Source organism: Bacillus cereus group sp. Bce019, from assembly GCF_051781745.1.
Classification (GTDB): domain Bacteria; phylum Bacillota; class Bacilli; order Bacillales; family Bacillaceae_G; genus Bacillus_A; species Bacillus_A cereus.
This window is the reverse complement of the sequence record NZ_JBPWJX010000028.1, coordinates 32362-51961: the sequence shown is the minus strand read 5'-3', so window position 1 is coordinate 51961 and position 19600 is coordinate 32362. Positions and strand designations below refer to the sequence as shown.

Sequence of the window (19600 nt, the reverse complement as noted above, 5' to 3'; positions counted from 1 at the left end):
ACCGCTATTTAGTAATTCTACACATGTATGACTACCAATATATCCTGCTCCACCTGTTACAAGTATTGCCATAATTACAAGCCTCCCCGTTACTTCATATCTTTATAATAAGCATGTAAACACTAACCTAGCTATAATTCAAACTAGCTAGGTTAATAAAAAACTTCTTTATTTATAAAAATTAGTCTTACAGATTCTCATCCTATAAATTATCCCCTAATTATAAAGAAACTTTTTCACGAACTACAGCTGGTCTTCCTACTGAATAATAGTCTACATTAAACTTCTTCACATATTCTAAACCATGGCAATTACGACCATCAAAAATAATAGGTTGTTTCATTAATTTGATATACTGTTCAATAGGGAATTCTTTTATATCATCCCATTCAGTTACAATAAGTGTTACATCGGCATTTTTAACTGCTCCTGCAACAGAGGACACATATTGAACCTCATTAGGTAATACTTTCTTTGCATTTTCAGTAGCAATCGGATCATAAGCTACGACCTTCGCACCCATTTTTACTAAATCATTTGCAATAACAATAGATGCCGCTTCTCTCATATCATCAGTATTTGGTTTAAAAGCTAAACCAAGCATAGCCACTTGCTTTCCTTCCATATCACCTAATACATTTTTTATTTTTTCAACGAGCGATGCCTGTTGATTATTATTTACTGTAATAACTGATTTTAACAAGTCAAAATCATGATCTACATTACCAGCAATTTGTATTAAAGCATGTGTATCTTTTGGGAAACAAGAACCACCATATCCAATACCAGCTTTTAAAAATTGTGTACCAATTCTTTTATCTAATCCCATACCATTAGCTACATGCTCTACATCCGCACCTATTTTTTCACAAATATTAGCAATTTCATTAATAAAGCTAATTTTTGTAGCCAAGAAAGCATTTGCTGCATATTTAATCATTTCTGAACTTCTAATTGTTGTTTTAAAAACAGGAACATTAAAAGGTTTATTCACTTCTTCCATAGCCTCGGCAGTTTTAGCATCATCAGTCCCAATAACGATACGATCTCCATAGAAACTATCGTGAATTGCTGAACCCTCTCTTAAAAATTCAGGGTTCGATACCATGCTAATTTTTACATTTGCTTTTAAATTTTGTTGAATTAAATTTTTCACATGATCATTTGTTCCAACTGGAACTGTACTTTTAATTACTACAATCGAATCTTTTTTAAGGTTATTAGCAATATCTAAAGCAACTTGCTCAATATATTGTAAATTAGCTGAACCATCTGCTTGCTGCGGTGTACCTACTGCTATATAAATAACATCTGCTTCTTCAATCCCTTGACGACAATCCGTTGTAAATAACAATCTATTTTCTTTAATATTTTTACTCATTAAATCATCTAAACCTGGTTCATATATTGGTGAAATACCCTTTTTCATTCTTGCAACTTTATTTTCATCAATATCAATACAAGTCACGCGATGCCCAATATCCGATAAACAAACCCCCGTTACTAGTCCTACATAACCTGTACCAAAAATAGCAATATTCATCTTATATCCTCCTTAATTATTAACAATAAAAAAAGCCCTTTGAAGAAAAGGGCTTTTAATGCTTATTTAACAAAATGTTTTACTACTCCATTTAGAGCATAATTTATAAAACACCATACAGATTTCGGGATACTTAACTCCTCAATTTCTCTATATAATTTCCAATTCATTTTAGCCATTTTAAATTTTTTACTAGAAATAGAATTTTCAACTTTTCTATACTTAGATAAAACTTCATCTAATCCATAAGCATAATGACCTTGTCTTAATATTTTCAGCCATGTTGCAGTATCCTGCCGTGTTCTAATATTAGGCATTTGTACTCTACCTAACTTCTCAATATCCAACATCACCGTTAAACAGCCGATTATTGTATTTTTTAATAATCCATTATAATTAATTTTCTCTGGAACATGCACAACCTTATCAGTGAGAGTACCATCTTGATTCATAATTTGATAACTCGTAAATGAAAAAGCTATATCATTATTCTGCATAAATTCTAATTGCTTTTCTAGTTTTTCCGGTAGCCATAAGTCATCACTATCTAGGAAAGCTACATACTTTCCTTTTGCATTATTAATGCCAGTATTTCTCGCTATTGCTGCTCCACTGTTTTCTGTCAATTCAATTAACCGAATACGGTTATCTTTTTCAATTTCTTCTTTTATTAATTCACGAGTATTATCCTTTGAAACATCATCTACAATAATCATTTCCCAATTATTATAAGTTTGAGATTGTACGGAATGAATCGTCTCTTTAATAAAGGAACTTGCGTTATAAGATGGTGTAACAATTGAAATAATAGGTTTAATATCTGATACATTCGAATCAATATCCATTTTTCTACAATACTCCTTTAAAAATCATAATAAGAGCTACTAATGCTAAAACACTAGTAGCTTAGGTAAAACTATATCTAAATATAGACTATTTTGAAGGTAGCATAGACTTTCCACATTTAAATAAAAGGTCATTTTAAATACAACTTAAAAACCTCATTACTGTACCTTGTAAATCACAATGCTTTCACATCACAATTAATCCTCTATATTATTATAAACCTCAAGCATAATCCTTACACTTTCTTTCCAACTATACTTAGAGTTTACAAGTTCTCTACCTTTTTCTCCAAACGCTTTTCTTAATTCTGGGTTTAATGCTAGTTCATATAACCTCTCAGATAGCTCTTTTGAATTTCCTGCATCGACTAGATATCCAGTTTCCCCATGTAATACGACTTCTGGTAATCCTCCTACATTTGAAGCAACAACTGGAACGGCACAAGCTGAAGCTTCTAAAGCTGCAACCCCAAAGCTTTCTGATAAACTAGGGATGCAAAAGATATCTATTTCATTCAAATAATTAGGAATTTCTACATTTGGAATATTCCCTATAAACTCTACTTGATTTTCTAACTCAAGTTCCTTGACTAATGAATTTAATTCCTCTCTCTGACTTCCCTCACCAATAATAATTAATTTTAAATTATCGGCTATATTATTATATCCCTGGATTTTTAACTTCTTTTTTAATTCACTTACTGCCCGTATTAAATAATCAATCCCATATACCTTCTCTAGTTTTTTTGCAATTCCTATACGAAGCTGATTATTTTCATTATTATTCTTATTATCATTCACCCTAAACAATTGGGTATCAATACCAAATGGTGTAATATATATTTCCTTATTATAATCTAAGTATTTTTCTGTCTCTCTTTTCATATCATGGCTTGTTGAAGTAATATATTTTGCATGGCTCAAATTTTTCTTTAATATTCGTCTATTTACTTCCCTTTTATTAGGAAATAAATATACATCACTTCCCCAAACAGAAAGGATTGTTGGTTCAAATTTAGCTAATCGAGCCAAAGTTCCATAACCGCTTGCATAATGTACATGTAAGAAATCTGGGTTATATTTTCTTAATACAGATTTTAAAGCCCATGCATTTAAATAATAACCATATCCCTTTTTAAAAGGTAACACCTCTATCTTGACATTAGAATCTATCTTATCCATATCAGGTTCATGCATAGTGACTAGGGTAACATCAAATTGATTTTCAACTAATGCATTTACCCATCGAACAGTATGAATATTTGATGCAGGGGCTAAATAGCATATTTTTTTCATTATTTTACTCCTTTGAGGTATTTTTTTCGAATTAAACCTCCACTAAATCCTAAGGAAATAATTATCCATTGCATTATACCAATTGCTAAATTATTTTGAATTAACGTTACTTCAAATAATTGATGTATTATTATAGCAATTAAAGCTGCTCCTGAAATTCTAGAATTAGCATAATGACCATAACGACACAGATACAACCAAAGACAATAGAATAAGATTAACAAAAGTCCTACTCCTAATATTCCTGACTGTAATATAATTTCTAGATACATGTTATGTGCTGACATACCACCATTAAACCTCATATCAAAGCTATATCCTAATAATGGATTTTCCATTGCTGAATTCAATAGATCTTTCCAAACAAGCTGTCGTCCAGAGAATAATGATTTCCCCGTTAACTCCAATAACTTACTATTCCATTCTAGTGCAAAGTCATATTCTGGCAATCTAGGATACCAGAAGCTAAATAACATACAAAAAGCTAAAATAACACATATATATATATGTGTTAAAATTTTTCTTTTGCAAAGGAAATCCCATATATAGTAAGTTATAAAAAAGACAGCAAGACTAATCCAAATGGATCTAGCTTGGCTATAAAAAATTAATATTATTGAAAAGAAAGACACACAAAGAAAATATAAATTACCTATTCGCTTTGTTTTAAAATAATTCACTCTAAATATAAAAAATATATACAAATAGAATACTGTTGCCCCCAAAGTGTTAGGGTTTGTATATAATATATTACTCATTCTTCCATTAGTAGCAACATCTAATATATAACAAATAACCACATATACCATTCCAAATATTGACATATACTTTATTATATTTTCAGTTAAATTATAAATTGTTAAAGAAATAAAAAGTATGTTAATTAACAACAATTCGCTAAATATATAGACACCTTTACTACTTGGATGATCTAGCAAACTAAAGAATGAAGAAATCGTAAAAGCAATAAACACAACATATATATATATTTTTCTCGATCCTACTCTAAAATTAATTGATAGTAAAGATAATAAAAAAAACGCTCCCATACCGAAAATAGACAGTAAACTAAGGAAGCCTAGTTTATCTAAAACCGGTATACCACTATTATTTAAAATAGCACAAATAATAAACATACTCAGTAATATTGATAGTATTTTATTTGATACTTTTTCTACTTCAGTAGAAGAAATAATATTTTCCAATCACTTTTACCCCCAGCATACGATACGACTTAGTATCCTTATAAAAATTTACTCACTTATTATTTTCTTCTCATATTCTGAAACAATTTTATATATCCATATTATAAATACAATACAGCTTAATGAACCAATCAGTGATAACCAAGGTAATAATGTATAGATGTCTTTACTGAAGAAAGGAATAGCTATTATGGTTGATATCGTCATAACTGTTTGAATAAATGAATAAACTAAAGCATTTCTCTGCTTATTTAACACAACAAATGTCTGTACAATGGGTGAACTCATAAAATTAAAAAATAACCAAGGTGATAGTATTTGAACATAGCTTCCAGCCTCTTTCCAACTTTGACCAAAAACAAAACTAAAGATTACGTCTCCCTCAAGCCCCAAAATAAGAAATAATGGAAGCGCAACTAATAACAATCTAAATATAATTTTGTTCATTAATGGTTTAATGGCTTGTTTATCATTATAATATTGAGAAGCTCTATTCAAATAAACTTGTCCTACAGCAGATCCAATAACTGCTAATGGTGCCCTCAATACTTTCCATGCAAATGAATATAATCCTAAAACAGCACTTCCATAAAATATACTGATTAAAAATAATAACCCATTATTCATAATTACATCCATAAATGCATGAATAGAATTATACATTGGCATATCTTTATATTTTTTTGCAACCTTTATTATACTTCTGGAACCTTTTAACTGAAAATTGATTTCAAAAAAGTTATTACTTCTTCGATTCTTTAAGTATATATAAGATGCTATCACTGACAATATATGTGCAATAACTAATCCAGTACCACCTATTTTATAAAAAGCTATTGATAAGACAGAAAATAGTAGCGTCTGTATTATACGTGAATTACCCATTCCTTTATAATCGTTACTTCTATTGCTTAAATAATAATATGTTTGATATAAACCCGTAAATAAAACAAATATAAACAAACCTAAAAATAACTTATTTCCTTCATTAGAAATACTATTATAAATTAAGGTAGCAAATAATATTATAATAGATATTATTAAACTGGAGAATATGCATAGTTTTTTTAAGCTATCAGCTTCTTTTTCATCCTTAGGTAGTAAAATAGCCATTTCATATCTCATTGTAGCAAAAAGGCCTAACGATGTTCCTATTGTCAGAAATAAAGTATATAATCCAAATTCACTTGGGCTATAAACTCTGGTGATAATTGGAGAAAATAAAAATGTAATAGCATGAGCAATTGTAGTACCTGTTAATAACTTCATAGCATTTTTAACAAAATCATTTTTCAACAAATTCTATTCCTCAAATCTTTACTCTTTTTATTTATTATACTCAATCTAAATTTAAGCAATTAGAGAATTTATTATATCATCTAGCACCATCACCAGTGATTACAACTCTAACTGTTTTAATAATAATTTTAAAATCTAAAATTATACTTGCATGATTGATATAATAAACATCTAAGTTTAATTTTTCTTTCGGTGTAATTTCATATCCACCATTGACTTGTGCCCACCCAGTCAATCCTGGTTTGACTTCTAATCTTTTCTTAAACCCAGGTATATCTCTTTCAAATTTCTCCGTAAATATCGGTCTTTCCGGTCTTGGTCCGACAAGAGACATATCACCTTTTAAAATATTAAATAGTTGCGGTAATTCATCAATTCTTGTTTTACGAATAAATAACCCTATTTTTGTAACACGTGGATCATTCTTTTCTGCCCATTTTGCTCCATTTTTTTCTGCATCATTCCGCATGGAGCGTAGTTTAATAACTTTAAATCTCTTCCCATTCAATCCTAATCTTTCTTGCAGATAAAAAGGAGACCCTGGAGATTCTAAAATAATAAGTATACTAAATATCAATATAACAGGCATTAATACAATTAATCCTACTAAAGAAAACATAACATCTAATAAATACTTAATTCCTAAATAGATTTTAGATTGATTACTTTCTACTTGAATAGTTTGAGTATCAGGTGTAATTTGATAATCCCTCGCTATATTTTCACCAGTTTTCATATTCCCTCTCCCCTACAATTATTTGATCGCTTCTTTATGTACTAGTTCAACCATATATTTTATGAGTTGTTCTTTTAATTCTTTTTGTTGCAGTGCCATTTCAATTGTAGTCCTAATAAACCCAAACTTTTCCCCAACATCATAACGAGTACCTTCAAAGTCATACGCAAACACACGTTGCATTTCATTTAAACGCTGAATCGCATCTGTCAACTGAATTTCTCCGCCAGCACCTGTCTGTTGATCTTCAAGAAACATAAATATTTCCGGTGTTAATACGTAACGACCCATAATCGCTAAATTCGATGGTGCTGTTCCTTCTGGTGGTTTTTCTACAAATTGACGCACTTGATAATTGCGGCCATTTCGCTCAATTGGATCGATAATGCCGTAACGATGTGTTTCATTTTCTGGCACTGTTTGTACACCAATTACAGATGATTTTGTACCTTCATATTGATCCATTAATTGACGCAAACATGGTGTTTCTGCCTGCACAATATCATCACCAAGTAATACCGCAAATGGTTCATTTCCAATAAATTTACGTGCACACCATACTGCATGTCCTAGCCCTTTTGGTTCTTTTTGTCTTATGTAATGAATATTAATTTTTGAAGAAGCTTGTACTTTTTCAAGCATTTCATACTTCCCTTTTTCTAAGAGATTTTGCTCTAATTCAAAGGAATGATCAAAATGATCTTCAATGGCACGTTTACCTTTTCCAGTAACAATAATAATATCTTCAATTCCTGATTCTATCGCTTCTTCTACTATGTATTGAATTGTTGGTTTATCAACGATAGGTAACATTTCTTTCGGCATCGCTTTCGTTGCTGGTAAAAATCTTGTCCCAAGACCAGCAGCTGGAATTATCGCCTTTCTTACTTTTTTCAAAAATATCCCCCCTGCATCCATTTATTCATATGTAGCAATAACAAAAACCCTACCTATAGAGTTATTTTTATAACTCTATAGGTAGAGTTTCTATTAGAAATAAATTATGGGCATCCAACCCATCCTCACGTCATACTCCCGACGACAAGCGTCTAAGGTAGGTTCGAAATAAAAATTTCTACCCACAGCACGACCGAGTGCCCCCATTGATAACGGTTAGGAGACATCACCAGTTCCTTATTTAAAAAATACCGAACAATTTTTTACGACGAATTTGTTCTGGATCTTCTTTGTAAATTGCCTTCCCGCTAATTAATAAATACGGATTTTCTTTCAAATCACTCATAACACTCGTTCCAAATTCTTTCTCAATTAGTTCATAGCTTTCTGCTAAATGAAATCCTCTTGACGTTGTGTTATGTGCATCTGAAGCGACCATATGTGTTAAATTATGTTCCACAAGCTGTAGTGAGAATTTTTTAATCTTTTTACCAAATTTCCCAAGTAAACTACCTGCTGTCACTTGTGTTAATGCACCTTTATTTACGAGGTTATATAACTTATCTGGCCGCTCAATTAACTCGGCATTACGTTCTGGATGAACGATAATTGGAATCATTCCTTTTACACGTAGTTCATATAATAGTTGTTCGGCATAACGAGGTACGTGATTCGATGGGAACTCAATGAATATGTATTTATGTGTTTCATTTAAAGTAACGATTTTACCAGCTTCATAGTCTTCTAATAACTCACCATATAACCTGACTTCTTGCCCAGGTAAAATAGTAAGTGGAATATTATGTTGTTGTAGTTCATCATTTAGTTGTTTTACGTGATGAATAATTGAGGTACGTTCATTTACATATTTTCCATTTTGATGATGTGGTGTTGCGACAATGGTATGTATTCCTTCTGACACAGCTTGTTGCGCCATGGCTAAACTATCTGTTACTGTCTGTGCACCGTCATCGATACCAGGTAAAATGTGACAATGTAAATCTATCATTTGTTTCATCCTCCCTCTCTCCTATAAAGATCTTTTTTCCCTTGAATATGAGATATCGCTCATATTCAAGGGAAAAAAGGAGATATGTTTCAACCATATCTCACTCTTGTAATTAGTTTGCACCGTAATAATAATATAAGCCTTCTTCACGTTCACGATCATTCAGAACAACGCCCAACAATTTACCTTTAGCTGATTCTAACAATCCTTTTGCTTTTACCGCTGTTTCTTTCTCTGTTGATTCACTACGAACAACAAGAATAGAAGCATCACATACATTTGCCATAATTTGCGCATCGGTTACAGCTAAAATTGGTGGCATATCAAAAATAACTAAATCATACATACTGTATGCTTGTCCAAGAAGTTCTTTCATTGATTTTGAACCTAACAATTCTGCCGGGTTTGGTGGGATTGGACCACAAGCTAAAAAGTGTAGATTGTCTACAGATGTCGTTTGTACACATTTTTCTAAACGTTCACTATGTGTTAATACATTCGTGAGTCCAAAAATATTATCTACTTGGAACATTTGATGCATTGCTGGTTTACGCATATCTGCATCAATTAATAATACTTTTTTTCCTTGTTGAGCAAACACAACTGCCATATTCGCTGTCGTTGTCGTTTTCCCTTCACTTGGGTTCGCAGATGTTACCATTAATGAATGTAAATTCGTATCAACAGCTGCAAATTCAATATTCGTTCGAATATTACGATATTGTTCTGAAATTGGTGATTTCGGTTGTTGATGAGCAATTAATTGACGGCGTTGACGATGATTCTTTTTCTTTTTAAATAAATTAAGAGCCAATTGTTTGTCCCCTCACTTTTCTTGATGATGGAGCGTGTGATTTCACGTTCAATGTTTCTTCATCCATACGAGCTACAATACCTAATACTGGTAAACCAAGTAAATTTTCTACATCTTCTTCTTTTTTCACTGTGTTATCTAAGTATTCGAGTAAGAATGCAAGACCAACTGAAGCCATTAAACCAACAATGAAAGCAATTGCTATATTAAGCATAGGAGCTGGTTTAATCGGAGATTGATTTTCTGCAACTTCTGCTTTAGATATTACTGTTACGTTATCAACGTTCATAATTTTTGCAACTTCGCCTTTAAATACATCTGCAGTTGCATTCGCAATATCACGAGCTATTTTAGGATCTTTATCCTCAGCTGTTACAGCGATTACTTGTGAATCCTTTTCATTCGCAACATTAACCTTTTTTGTTAACTCTTGCGCTGTCATATTTAAATTTAATTTTTCATTCACTTGTTCTAAGATTACTGGGCTTTTAATAATAACCTTATATGTATTCGTTAATTGAATATTCGTTTGAATTTCACCAGCTTGGAACATTGCCCCTTCTTGTTTCTTCTGGTTAACAAGAATTTGCGTCGAAGATTGATAGATTGGTGTCATAAAGAAGAAGCTAATAATAGCACTTACTATTGCTGCACCAAAGGCAATTACGAGGATCATTGCTAAACGTTTTTTAAAAATATGAAATAACTCTTTTAAACTAATTGTTTCTTCCATAAGTTCCTCCAACTTTCTAAAATTTACACATAGGAAAAATTATAACATATAAATCTTACATTTTTTATTTTTAATAATTCAGTTCTATATTTGTTCACAGGAAACAAGTATAATCTTACAAAATAATCTTAAATATGACAACACATTCCAATGATTTTCCAAATTATTTATCATATCATGTTTTTTATGCTATGTAACTTGAGAAATAAATTTCAAAATGAGAAAAAAGCCAATAAGTATTTCTTATTGGCTTTTTTCTATTTTAGTAATAACCATACTGCTCTTTTTCTTCTCTTTTATCGTTTAAAACGACACCGAGTATTTTGCCTGATGCTTTATCTAATATTTGTTTCGCTTTTACGATTTTATCTTTTTCTGTCTTTTCACTTCGTACAACGAGTACGATTCCATCACATTTGTTCGCTAGTATTTGTGCATCCGTAACCGCAAGCACAGGTGGTGTGTCGATTAATATAATATCAAACATGTTATATGCTTCTAGCAATGCCTCGTCCATTACCCGGCTCCCTAATAGTTCTGCTGGGTTTGGGGGGATTGGACCTGCTGCCATTAAGTATACGTTCTCTATATCTGTTTTTTGAATGCATTGCATAAGTTTTGCTTGTCCTGATAATAAGTTCGTTAGCCCATTTGAACTATGAATAGCAAATAAGTTTTGTATTGTCGGCTTACGCAAGTCAGCTCCAATTAATAAAACTTTCTTTCCTTGTTGTCCAAAAACAACTGCTAAGTTTGAGATTGTTGTTGTTTTCCCATCACCTGGATCGGCTGAAGTAACAATAATAGAACGAACATGATTATCTACAGATGTAAACTCAATGTTTGTACGAATGTTACGGTATTGTTCTGTAATACGCGATTTAGGCTCTTTATGTGTAATTAATTGTCGTAATGGTTTTCTTTTCTTTCTCCCGAACATATTCATAATCTCCTTTTGTGAAATGCGACATTTCCCTTTTCTCTCTTTTATGCTCGATTTCATACGTCTAATTAATATTTTTGCTGATTTCCCCATATCTCATCATAATCAATAACATTCTACTTTGTCTTACTTAAGTACCTTAACAATATGACAATGCCTTTATTTCTTTATTACCTTTATCACTTATCCTGTTTTCTAAATAAATAATAAAGTAAGTATATGGTAATTACCATCTATTTACAAGTTATTTTCTGATTAGTTTGTATATTATCTTTTCATCGTTATATAGCAGTAAACAAAAAATCCCCTTGTCTTTTCACAAGGAGATTTTTTAGTACTATCTATTCTTTTTTATCACCAATCGCAAATGTAATTTCTGCCTCACATGCAACTTCACCATCTACTGTTGCGATTGCTTTTCCTTTTCCAATTGGGCCGCGTACGCGTGTCATTTCTACTTCTAGACGAAGCTGATCACCTGGGCGTACTTGTTTTTTGAAACGGCAATTGTCGATACCTGCAAAGAAAGCAAGTCTTCCGCGGTTTTCTTCTTTCTTTAATACTGCAACTGCTCCGACTTGTGCTAATGCTTCTACAATAAGTACACCAGGCATAACTGCATAGTCAGGGAAGTGTCCGTTAAAGAATTCTTCGTTTGCGGATACATTTTTAATCCCAACCGCTCTTTTACCTTCATCTACTTCTAATATTTTATCAACAAGTAAAAATGGATAGCGGTGAGGAATGATTTCTTTAATTTGTTCTATATTTAGCATGTAACAATCGCCCCTTTTGTAATATTGGTCTTACCACTTGGACATATTGCTATTATCCCATTTTGTTTATTGTTTGTCATTACAAAGTAACATTTTATATTTAGTACAACTTCCTAAAAAAAAAATGCACACACTCTATTCCATTAAAATAGTTGCACATTTTTGCAACTGACACGGAGGTGGAAAGGAGTGTATGCCCAAATTAGGGAAAGGCAATATGTATTGAAACATTATTTGCCTTAATGTCGTATTCGACTCATTATATTATAAACGTTTTCAATTAAGGAAATATTAAATTTAACCATATATATGAATATTTTACCTGTTTCCTTCACATTTCTCTATTTTCCTTCCATTTTCGCAAAAAATCAAAATAAAAAAATATAAAAACGAAAAAAAAGAACTAAGGCATTAGCCTTAGTTCTTTCAAATTATCTCAAAGCACGCTTTGGTAATCTGTCGATATTCTCTAACATAATACCTGTACCAACCGCAACGCAGTGCATTGGGTTTTCAGCAATTAATACTGGTACTTTTAGTTCTTCTGCTAGAAGCATGTCGATACCGTGTAGTAAAGCTCCACCGCCTGTTAGAATAACACCGCGGTCGATGATATCTGCAGATAATTCTGGTGGTGTGCGCTCTAATACACCTTTTGCAGCTTGTACAATAACAGCTGCATTTTCTTTTAATGCTTCTGTAATTTCTTCAGAGCATACTGTAATTGTACGTGGTAAGCCTGTTACCATGTCACGTCCGCGAATTTCAAGTTCTTCGCTACGTGCACCTGGGAATACTGTACCAACTTTAATTTTAATATCTTCTGAAGTACGTTCTCCGATTAATAGCTTATACTTACGTTTAATATAGTTTAAGATCTCCATATCAAACTTATCGCCAGCCATTTTGATAGAGGAAGAGGTAACAATATCACCCATAGATAGTACAGCGATATCTGTTGTACCTCCACCAATATCAACAACCATGTTACCGCTTGGTTGGAAGATTTCCATACCAGCACCAACTGCGGCTACTTTTGGTTCTTCTTCTAAAAATACTGTTTTACCACCTGAACGTTCAGCAGCTTCACGAATTGCTTTTTGTTCTACTGATGTAATATTTGTTGGACAACAAATTAAAATACGAGGTTTTGAAAAGAAGCTCTTTACGTCCAATTTGTTAATGAAATACTTTAACATTGCTTCTGTAATTTCGAAGTCTGCGATTACACCATCTTTAAGTGGACGAATTGCTACAATATTACCAGGCGTACGTCCCACCATACTTCTCGCTTCTTCACCGACTGCTAATACTTTACCACTATTACGATCGATTGCCACAACAGATGGCTCATTTAATACAATACCCTTACCTTTAACATGAATTAATACGTTAGCCGTACCTAGGTCAATTCCGATATCTCGCGCAAACATTCCCGTTTTTTCCTCCTCGATATTCAAAATCAGGTTACACCCGAATTCTTTTCACCTAATTTCTGATTTTATCATAAATTTAACAGAAACGTAATATTCGCAAAAAGAATTCTTCTGAAAAATATTATCGAATGTGAACGGAATGCTTGCTACTGTAACATTATTGACGTACAGGCTTCTCTACATCTTCTTTTCTATACTTTTGCTTTGTTGCTTCTCCACCTCTTAAATGACGAATAGACTTATGATAATCAAGAATTTCTTTCACTTCATTTGCGAGCTCTGGATTAATTTCTGGTAGACGCTCTGTTAAATCTTTATGGACTGTACTCTTTGATACCCCAAATTCCTTTGCAATGACACGCACTGTCTTTCTTGTCTCCACGATATACTTACCAATCTTGATAGTTCTCTCTTTGATGTAATCGTGCACACCACTCGCCTCCCTAATTTGGATGTGAGAAGGGTGAAATGAGCCTCGCTGCATACGACTAAGAAGTAAGTGTGAGTGCTGTTTGTAAGCGTTAAACATTCTTGGATTTATAATGAAATGATTCACGATTTCTCACCTCAAACACTCTCTTTGCTTTGGTTTATACCATTGTATTGCCCGCACTACTGATATATGCTACATGTTCACTATTTTTGCGGACTAAGTTAAGAAAAATTACGTTTTTTTGTGAGAAATACGTTAACAGTGACTATTTTGACGAAAAAAAATGACACCTTATATATAAGGCGTCATTCTTCTCTTTCAAACTCTTCTTCTAATAATTGATGGTGGGGAACCTCTTTCTTACCGGCAATATAATAATATAAGGTGAATAAAACAAACAATAAAATAATAGCAGTCGACAGAACAAATAAAAATGACACAGTATCCCCTCCCTTTTGTAATATATATTCGAGAATCTCGTCATTTTTCCTTGTTTTTGCAACTTTTTTCTCGAAATTAAGTATTTTTATATAAAAATAAAAAAATCAGCTCCCCTAGTGGGAACTGATTTTTTCACTTTCTTATTCTTGTGAAGAAGAATCGTTAGATGATTCTGTAGAACCATTTGTTGATTTTTCTTCTTTCTTCGGTTCTTCTTTTTTGTCACTAGTTGAACCGCTTGTTGATTTCTCTTCTTTTTGAGACTTGTCTTCTGTTTTACTTTCTGGTTTCGTGCTCGTTGACTTCTCTTCTTTTTGAGATTTGTCATCAGCTTTTTTACCAGAAGCATTCGTAGCCTTTGCAGCACCTGCATCAGCTTTAATTTCTGTTACTGATTTATTTAAGTAACGTTCAGGGTTCACAGCCACATTGTCTTTACGTACTTCAAAGTGAACGTGAGAGCCTGCCTCTTTATTCATTGCACTTAGACCGGATGTTCCTAATACTTCACCTTGTGCAACTCTTGCACCTTTTTCTACTTTCACACTGCCTAAGCTTTGATAAGATACCGCTACACCATTTCCACTATCAACTGTTACAACATAACCAAGAAGTGAATCTTTTTCAGCTTTCGTTACTGTACCACTTAAAGCAGCAGCAACATTGAATTCTTTTCCATTCTTCGCAGCAATGTCAATTCCTTTGTTTGGGGAATATGTGTTGTTATAAAAGACAAGTGCTTTTTCTTGTTCCGCCTCAGTTGCTGCATCTTCATAGAATTTCTTCTGTACGACTACTTCCGCATTCGCGGCAGCTGGCATTTTCACTACTTCTGAAGATTTCGTTACTGGTACTGCTGGATCTTCCGATTGTGTATACGGTGTTGCTTGATCGTGGTTTGGAGTCTTCTTCGGATTAGCTCCTTGGAACCATAGCGCAACCATTAAGATTACCGCTGCACAAGCAATGTATAGTGCCGGAAACACCCATCTTTTTTGAAATAAATGTACTACCTTTTGCGACTTTTTATTATTTCTTCCTCGCATTCCATCATCACCTCAGCAATCATTTTGAACAATATTCACGTATCCTATACAACGTATAACTAATTACTTTTCGACAAAATCTGTAAAAATATGTATAAGAACTGTAAAATTTCCGAGGAAATGATAGAAAAAAGAAAAAACTGAGCACTTTTAGCTCAGTTTTTAGTCTAATTGTTTCTTTTTGTACACAATAATACAAAGAATGATAAGGCATATAGTCCAAATTGTATTGTTTAAAATATGTTCTTGAATTGCAATAAATCCTTCTCCCTTTATAACTTTTTGCAATGCTTCCATAACATGATTTGTCGGAAGAAGCTTAACTACTTTTATAATAAACTCATTCTTAACCATTTCTTGTAGCATCGGCCCCATTATGAATATTATAAAAATCGGAAGCCCCAATATAGATGTTTGTGCTATATTTTGGGATAGTAAGCCAACTATAGTACCTAAAACGACACATAACAATGTTCCTATTAAAATAATAATAACTAGCATACTAATATTTCCTTTAAAAGTATCTAAAATCACTAAACTAATAAAACTAGATGCTAGTACAAAAAATACAGTTAATACACTTTTACCTAAAATAACTTCTATTGGACTTGCTGGAGACAACATCAATACTCGTAACGTGTGTTTTTCCTTCTCCTCTGCAATAATAATTGCTTGCACATAACTTCCCACCATAGTAATCGTCATTACAATAATAAAACCTGCAAAGAACTCTTTTATAGAATCCATATTACTATAAAATACAGCAAGTAGAATAGGTAATAGCGCCATTAATATAACTTGTGAGTTTTTACCTGCATCACTTATTTCTTTTCTTACAATAGCCGAAAACCGTTTCATTGAAAATGTCATTATAATCCCCTCCCAGTAACTTCAATAAAGATATCGCCTAGCGTTGGTTCGTATGAATGAATAGATAACAGTTCGCCCTTTTTCATCCATTCTGAAATACGATTTGCGCCTAATTCATCTTTTTGCACTACTTCTTTTCGTTTACCTTTTAATACGACCTCTATTTGATCCTTAGCGTATTGTAAGCGCAGGTTCTCTGGCGTATCGAGTGCTACAATTTCTCCGCCACAAAGGAAGGCAATACGGTTACAAAGCGTTTCTGCTTCATCCATGTTGTGCGTCGTTAAGAAAATCGTCGTTCCTTCTTCATTTAAGTCTTTTAAGATTTTATGAATGTTTTGTACGTTTACTGGATCAAGTGCAGATGTTGGTTCATCTAAGAAGAGGATATCTGGTTTATGAAGGATTGCTCTCGCTAGTGTGACGCGTTGCTTCATTCCCTTTGATAGTTTCTTTACTGGTGTTTTTTTATCATCTAATAAATTTACTTGTGTTAGTACTTCATCGATTCGTTCTTTTTTGCAATCGTATAAGTCACAAAATAATAGTAAGTTATCATAAATGCTAAGTCTTTCATATAAGCCGCTGTTATCTGTTAAAATACCAATTCGTTTATACTCGATGCTACTTGGTCCTGTAATATCTTTCCCTAATACTCTTACCGTTCCAACGCTATGAAGTAATTGAGAAGTTAAAATTTTTACTGTTGTCGTTTTCCCAGATCCACTCGGTCCGAGGAATCCGAATATCTCTCCTCGCTTCACCTCAATATTTACATTTCGAAGTGCCGTTTTTCCGTCGAAACTTTTCATTACATCTTTCATTTCAATTGCCAATGTCATTTCTTCATCCCCTTTGTTTTTCTTCTTTATAGATGAAAGTCGCTTTAGCGCTTTTCGTTCGTTTGTTTCACTTTTCTTGACTCAATCATATGAAAAACAAAGGGTAGTCGCATTAAAATACCGGTAAAAGGAGTATTTTTACCGGTGAATGAATCGCATGTTGAGCTTATTGGAACACTTTTTATAGCCCAATCACGCCTTTTAATTCATCCATGCGTCCTTTTGAAAGCGGAATTGAACTTTTTCTTTCGTCATCCAAAATTAAACTAAAACTGTTACGAGTCCAAGTAATCACTTCTCGTACTCTTTGTAAATTCACAAGATACGAGCGGTGACATCTAAAGAAACCAAAACCTGTTAATCTTGCTTCTAGTTCACTTAATGTTAATGCACATACGAAATCACCTTCACGAACGTGAATATGCGTTACTCCGTTTTGCGTTTCAATGAAATGGATTTCCATCGGATCAAGTAAAATGATTTTATCGTTCACTTTCGCAGGTATTCTTTCTAACTTCATTTGCGGAATCATTTGAATGACTTTTTCTTCACCGACTTCTTCCACTTCCTCTTGCTCAATTTCTATCTTTTTCACACCATCGTTGTTTAATATGTATACATCTTCCGTTAACGAAAGGGCATCCGATAGAAAAGATGACGTAATAAAAATCGCCTTTCCTTGCTCTTTCATTTTCATAATTGCTTTTCGAATAATAATCGTACTCTCTATATCTACATTTTGCTCTGGCTCTTCCAAAATGACTAAATCCGGATTATGAATCATCATTCGTCCAATATGAAGACGGCGTTTCTCTGAAAATGATAGTTTTTCTATTTTAACGTTTAGTTTATCTAGGAGACCAACAGACTGCACAACTTCTTCTATACTTATCTTTGATTCATAAAGCCCTATTAAAAACTTAAAGTATTCTTTCACCTTCAAACGATCATATGCCTCATCTTTCAAAAAACAAAAACCGATGCGGGAATAATTTTTCTTTCCAATTGCTTCTCCTTCAAACAGTACATTGCCAGTCGAAGCTTCTTCTTCACCAATAATGATGCGGTGTAACACTTTAGCTGTATGATTATTGCATTGCAAAACAATACATTGTCCTTTTTCAACCTTTAGCTCAATTTCTGGTAACTGGTTCGTCTTCTCTAACTGTTTCAACTCCAGTAGCGCCATTTCGTCTCCTCCAAATATTTTTTATCCTATTATATCAAACAATTAATGGAAAATTATTCTATTCTAAACAAAAAAATAGGCGCCAGAGTTCTGACACCTATTTCTTCACCATCAATTTTCCTTCATAATCATTCATCGTCTTTATTTCAACGCCTTTATAGTAATGAGCGACGATATCTGTATATTTCTTTCCTTCCGCTGCCATGCCGTTCGCCCCGTATTGACTCATACCAACGCCGTGACCGAAGCCTTTCGTCGTAACGATGATTTTATCTCCTTGTTGTTTCCACGTAAAATCAGAAGAACGTAAATCTAACTTTTCACGAACTTCTTTTCCTGTTAATGTTTTTCCTTGAAAAACTACATCCTTTACGCGCTTTCCTTCCGTAAGGTCTTTAATATTTCCAACCTTCCCGTCTGCTAGCACTTTCACACCGAGACGTTTTTGAAAATCAGCTACTGTAAATGTTTGCTCGCTCGTAAACTTTGGAGAGGCTTGATCCCACGGACTATCTACACTTTTCAAGTACGGATAATCATTTCCCCAATAGTCAGCTGCATTTTCTGTTCGGCCATTACTCGTTGAAAAGAAGGATGCTGAAATTGGTTTTCCATCATACGTTAAAACTTGTCCTGCTGTTTTCGAAACGGCTTCTTCGATTTTCTTCAAATTATTTTCGTAGTTATTACCCCATTGCTTCTTCAATTCATCTTTGCTTTTGTACACTTGATCTTTCACCGTATCTGTCACGTCCGCATTATTTTTCTTTCCTCCGCTTAGCATACGTTGTACTACAAATGTTCTCGCTGCTAATGCCTGCGCCTTTAGTGCCTCTATTTCAAAACTGGCATTCATCTCAGAAGCTACTACACCTGTCACATACTCCTCCACTGGTAATGTTTCTACCTTCTTCTGTTTTTCGCGATATACAGCAACTTGAACAGCTGTATCTACTTTTCCTGGAGCTGGTATGCTTTCTATCGCTGGAGGAGTATTAGAGGCCGTTTCTTCCCCTACTTTTGCTTTCGCAAATGGAATAACAAGGGCTGCAGGTACAATGATAACGAGCGCTATTAAGAGCGCTACTGTAATAAAAAGTGGCTTTGAAAATTTCATCCTATTTTCCTCCAATATAAAAGCTTTACTCCATTCATTCTTATGGAACAACTCTTTCTTTTAGAACATACTTAAGGGGAAGAGTATAAAACAGAAATTTTCTAAATATTTTTACTGGTACATGCATAAG

21 protein-coding genes are annotated in these 19600 nt (G+C 33.2%); all 21 read right to left on the bottom strand.

From position 1 onward, the window contains the following. Positions 1 to 72 (bottom strand): NAD-dependent epimerase/dehydratase family protein (locus tag ACS2QP_RS25265; RefSeq protein ID WP_135238493.1); only part of this gene is annotated, 72 nt, incomplete at its 3' end. Positions 73 to 220: 148 nt separating this feature from the next. Beyond that, positions 221 to 1543, bottom strand: coding sequence for a UDP-glucose dehydrogenase family protein (locus tag ACS2QP_RS25260; protein WP_033696084.1), 1323 nt, complete (start codon positions 1541 to 1543; stop codon positions 221 to 223). A gap of 62 nt (positions 1544 to 1605) precedes the next feature. Continuing rightward, on the bottom strand, positions 1606 to 2388 hold the full coding sequence (locus ACS2QP_RS25255) for a glycosyltransferase family 2 protein (RefSeq protein WP_438882956.1): 783 nt from the start codon (positions 2386 to 2388) through the stop codon (positions 1606 to 1608). 198 nt (positions 2389 to 2586) lie between these two features. After that, positions 2587 to 3684, bottom strand: coding sequence for a glycosyltransferase (locus tag ACS2QP_RS25250; protein ID WP_089607751.1), 1098 nt, complete (start codon positions 3682 to 3684; stop codon positions 2587 to 2589). Then, positions 3684 to 4889, bottom strand: a complete 1206-nt coding sequence (locus ACS2QP_RS25245; protein WP_089607752.1) for an O-antigen ligase family protein — start codon at positions 4887 to 4889, stop codon at positions 3684 to 3686. Before ACS2QP_RS25245 ends, ACS2QP_RS25250 begins: the two co-directional genes overlap by 1 nt. A gap of 48 nt (positions 4890 to 4937) precedes the next feature. Then, on the bottom strand, positions 4938 to 6188 hold the full coding sequence (locus ACS2QP_RS25240; RefSeq protein ID WP_232732721.1) for a lipopolysaccharide biosynthesis protein: 1251 nt from the start codon (positions 6186 to 6188) through the stop codon (positions 4938 to 4940). 76 nt (positions 6189 to 6264) lie between these two features. Beyond that, on the bottom strand, positions 6265 to 6924 hold the full coding sequence (locus tag ACS2QP_RS25235) for a sugar transferase (RefSeq protein WP_017674225.1): 660 nt from the start codon (positions 6922 to 6924) through the stop codon (positions 6265 to 6267). 18 nt (positions 6925 to 6942) lie between these two features. Next, on the bottom strand, positions 6943 to 7821 hold the full coding sequence (galU, locus tag ACS2QP_RS25230; RefSeq protein ID WP_017674224.1) for a UTP--glucose-1-phosphate uridylyltransferase GalU: 879 nt from the start codon (positions 7819 to 7821) through the stop codon (positions 6943 to 6945). Between the two features lie 241 nt (positions 7822 to 8062). Beyond that, positions 8063 to 8830, bottom strand: a complete 768-nt coding sequence (locus ACS2QP_RS25225) for a tyrosine-protein phosphatase (RefSeq protein ID WP_031312366.1) — start codon at positions 8828 to 8830, stop codon at positions 8063 to 8065. Positions 8831 to 8942: 112 nt separating this feature from the next. Then, a complete protein-coding gene (locus tag ACS2QP_RS25220) occupies positions 8943 to 9644 on the bottom strand; it encodes a CpsD/CapB family tyrosine-protein kinase (RefSeq protein ID WP_001207164.1) in 702 nt (233 codons plus the stop codon). Beyond that, a complete protein-coding gene (locus ACS2QP_RS25215; protein WP_000393115.1) occupies positions 9634 to 10377 on the bottom strand; it encodes a YveK family protein in 744 nt (247 codons plus the stop codon). Before ACS2QP_RS25215 ends, ACS2QP_RS25220 begins: the two co-directional genes overlap by 11 nt. Positions 10378 to 10639: 262 nt before the next feature. Further along, positions 10640 to 11317, bottom strand: a complete 678-nt coding sequence (locus tag ACS2QP_RS25210) for a CpsD/CapB family tyrosine-protein kinase (protein ID WP_141529016.1) — start codon at positions 11315 to 11317, stop codon at positions 10640 to 10642. Between the two features lie 344 nt (positions 11318 to 11661). Beyond that, positions 11662 to 12096 (bottom strand): 3-hydroxyacyl-ACP dehydratase FabZ, encoded by a 435-nt coding sequence (fabZ, locus tag ACS2QP_RS25205; protein WP_000931959.1) that lies wholly within the window; start codon positions 12094 to 12096, stop codon positions 11662 to 11664. Between the two features lie 431 nt (positions 12097 to 12527). Next, positions 12528 to 13529 carry a rod shape-determining protein gene (locus tag ACS2QP_RS25200; RefSeq protein WP_000457978.1) on the bottom strand — a complete coding sequence of 334 codons (1002 nt, stop codon included), beginning with the start codon at positions 13527 to 13529 and terminating at the stop codon, positions 12528 to 12530. Positions 13530 to 13689: 160 nt separating this feature from the next. Continuing rightward, a complete protein-coding gene (gene spoIIID, locus ACS2QP_RS25195) occupies positions 13690 to 13962 on the bottom strand; it encodes a sporulation transcriptional regulator SpoIIID (protein ID WP_000544012.1) in 273 nt (90 codons plus the stop codon). Between the two features lie 308 nt (positions 13963 to 14270). Further along, complete coding sequence (locus tag ACS2QP_RS25190) at positions 14271 to 14405, bottom strand: hypothetical protein (RefSeq protein ID WP_000008901.1); 135 nt, start codon at positions 14403 to 14405, stop codon at positions 14271 to 14273. Between the two features lie 141 nt (positions 14406 to 14546). Continuing rightward, positions 14547 to 15452, bottom strand: a complete 906-nt coding sequence (locus tag ACS2QP_RS25185) for a M23 family metallopeptidase (protein WP_001214926.1) — start codon at positions 15450 to 15452, stop codon at positions 14547 to 14549. 162 nt (positions 15453 to 15614) lie between these two features. Continuing rightward, a complete protein-coding gene (locus ACS2QP_RS25180) occupies positions 15615 to 16322 on the bottom strand; it encodes an ABC transporter permease (RefSeq protein WP_006926555.1) in 708 nt (235 codons plus the stop codon). Further along, on the bottom strand, positions 16322 to 17164 hold the full coding sequence (locus ACS2QP_RS25175; RefSeq protein WP_332284118.1) for an ABC transporter ATP-binding protein: 843 nt from the start codon (positions 17162 to 17164) through the stop codon (positions 16322 to 16324). Before ACS2QP_RS25175 ends, ACS2QP_RS25180 begins: the two co-directional genes overlap by 1 nt. A gap of 181 nt (positions 17165 to 17345) precedes the next feature. Then, a complete protein-coding gene (locus tag ACS2QP_RS25170) occupies positions 17346 to 18353 on the bottom strand; it encodes a LytTR family transcriptional regulator DNA-binding domain-containing protein (protein WP_044306738.1) in 1008 nt (335 codons plus the stop codon). Between the two features lie 97 nt (positions 18354 to 18450). Beyond that, entirely contained in the window at positions 18451 to 19470 is a 1020-nt protein-coding gene (gene spoIID, locus ACS2QP_RS25165) for a stage II sporulation protein D (protein WP_438882955.1), read from the bottom strand. Between the last annotated feature and the right edge of the window lie 130 nt (positions 19471 to 19600).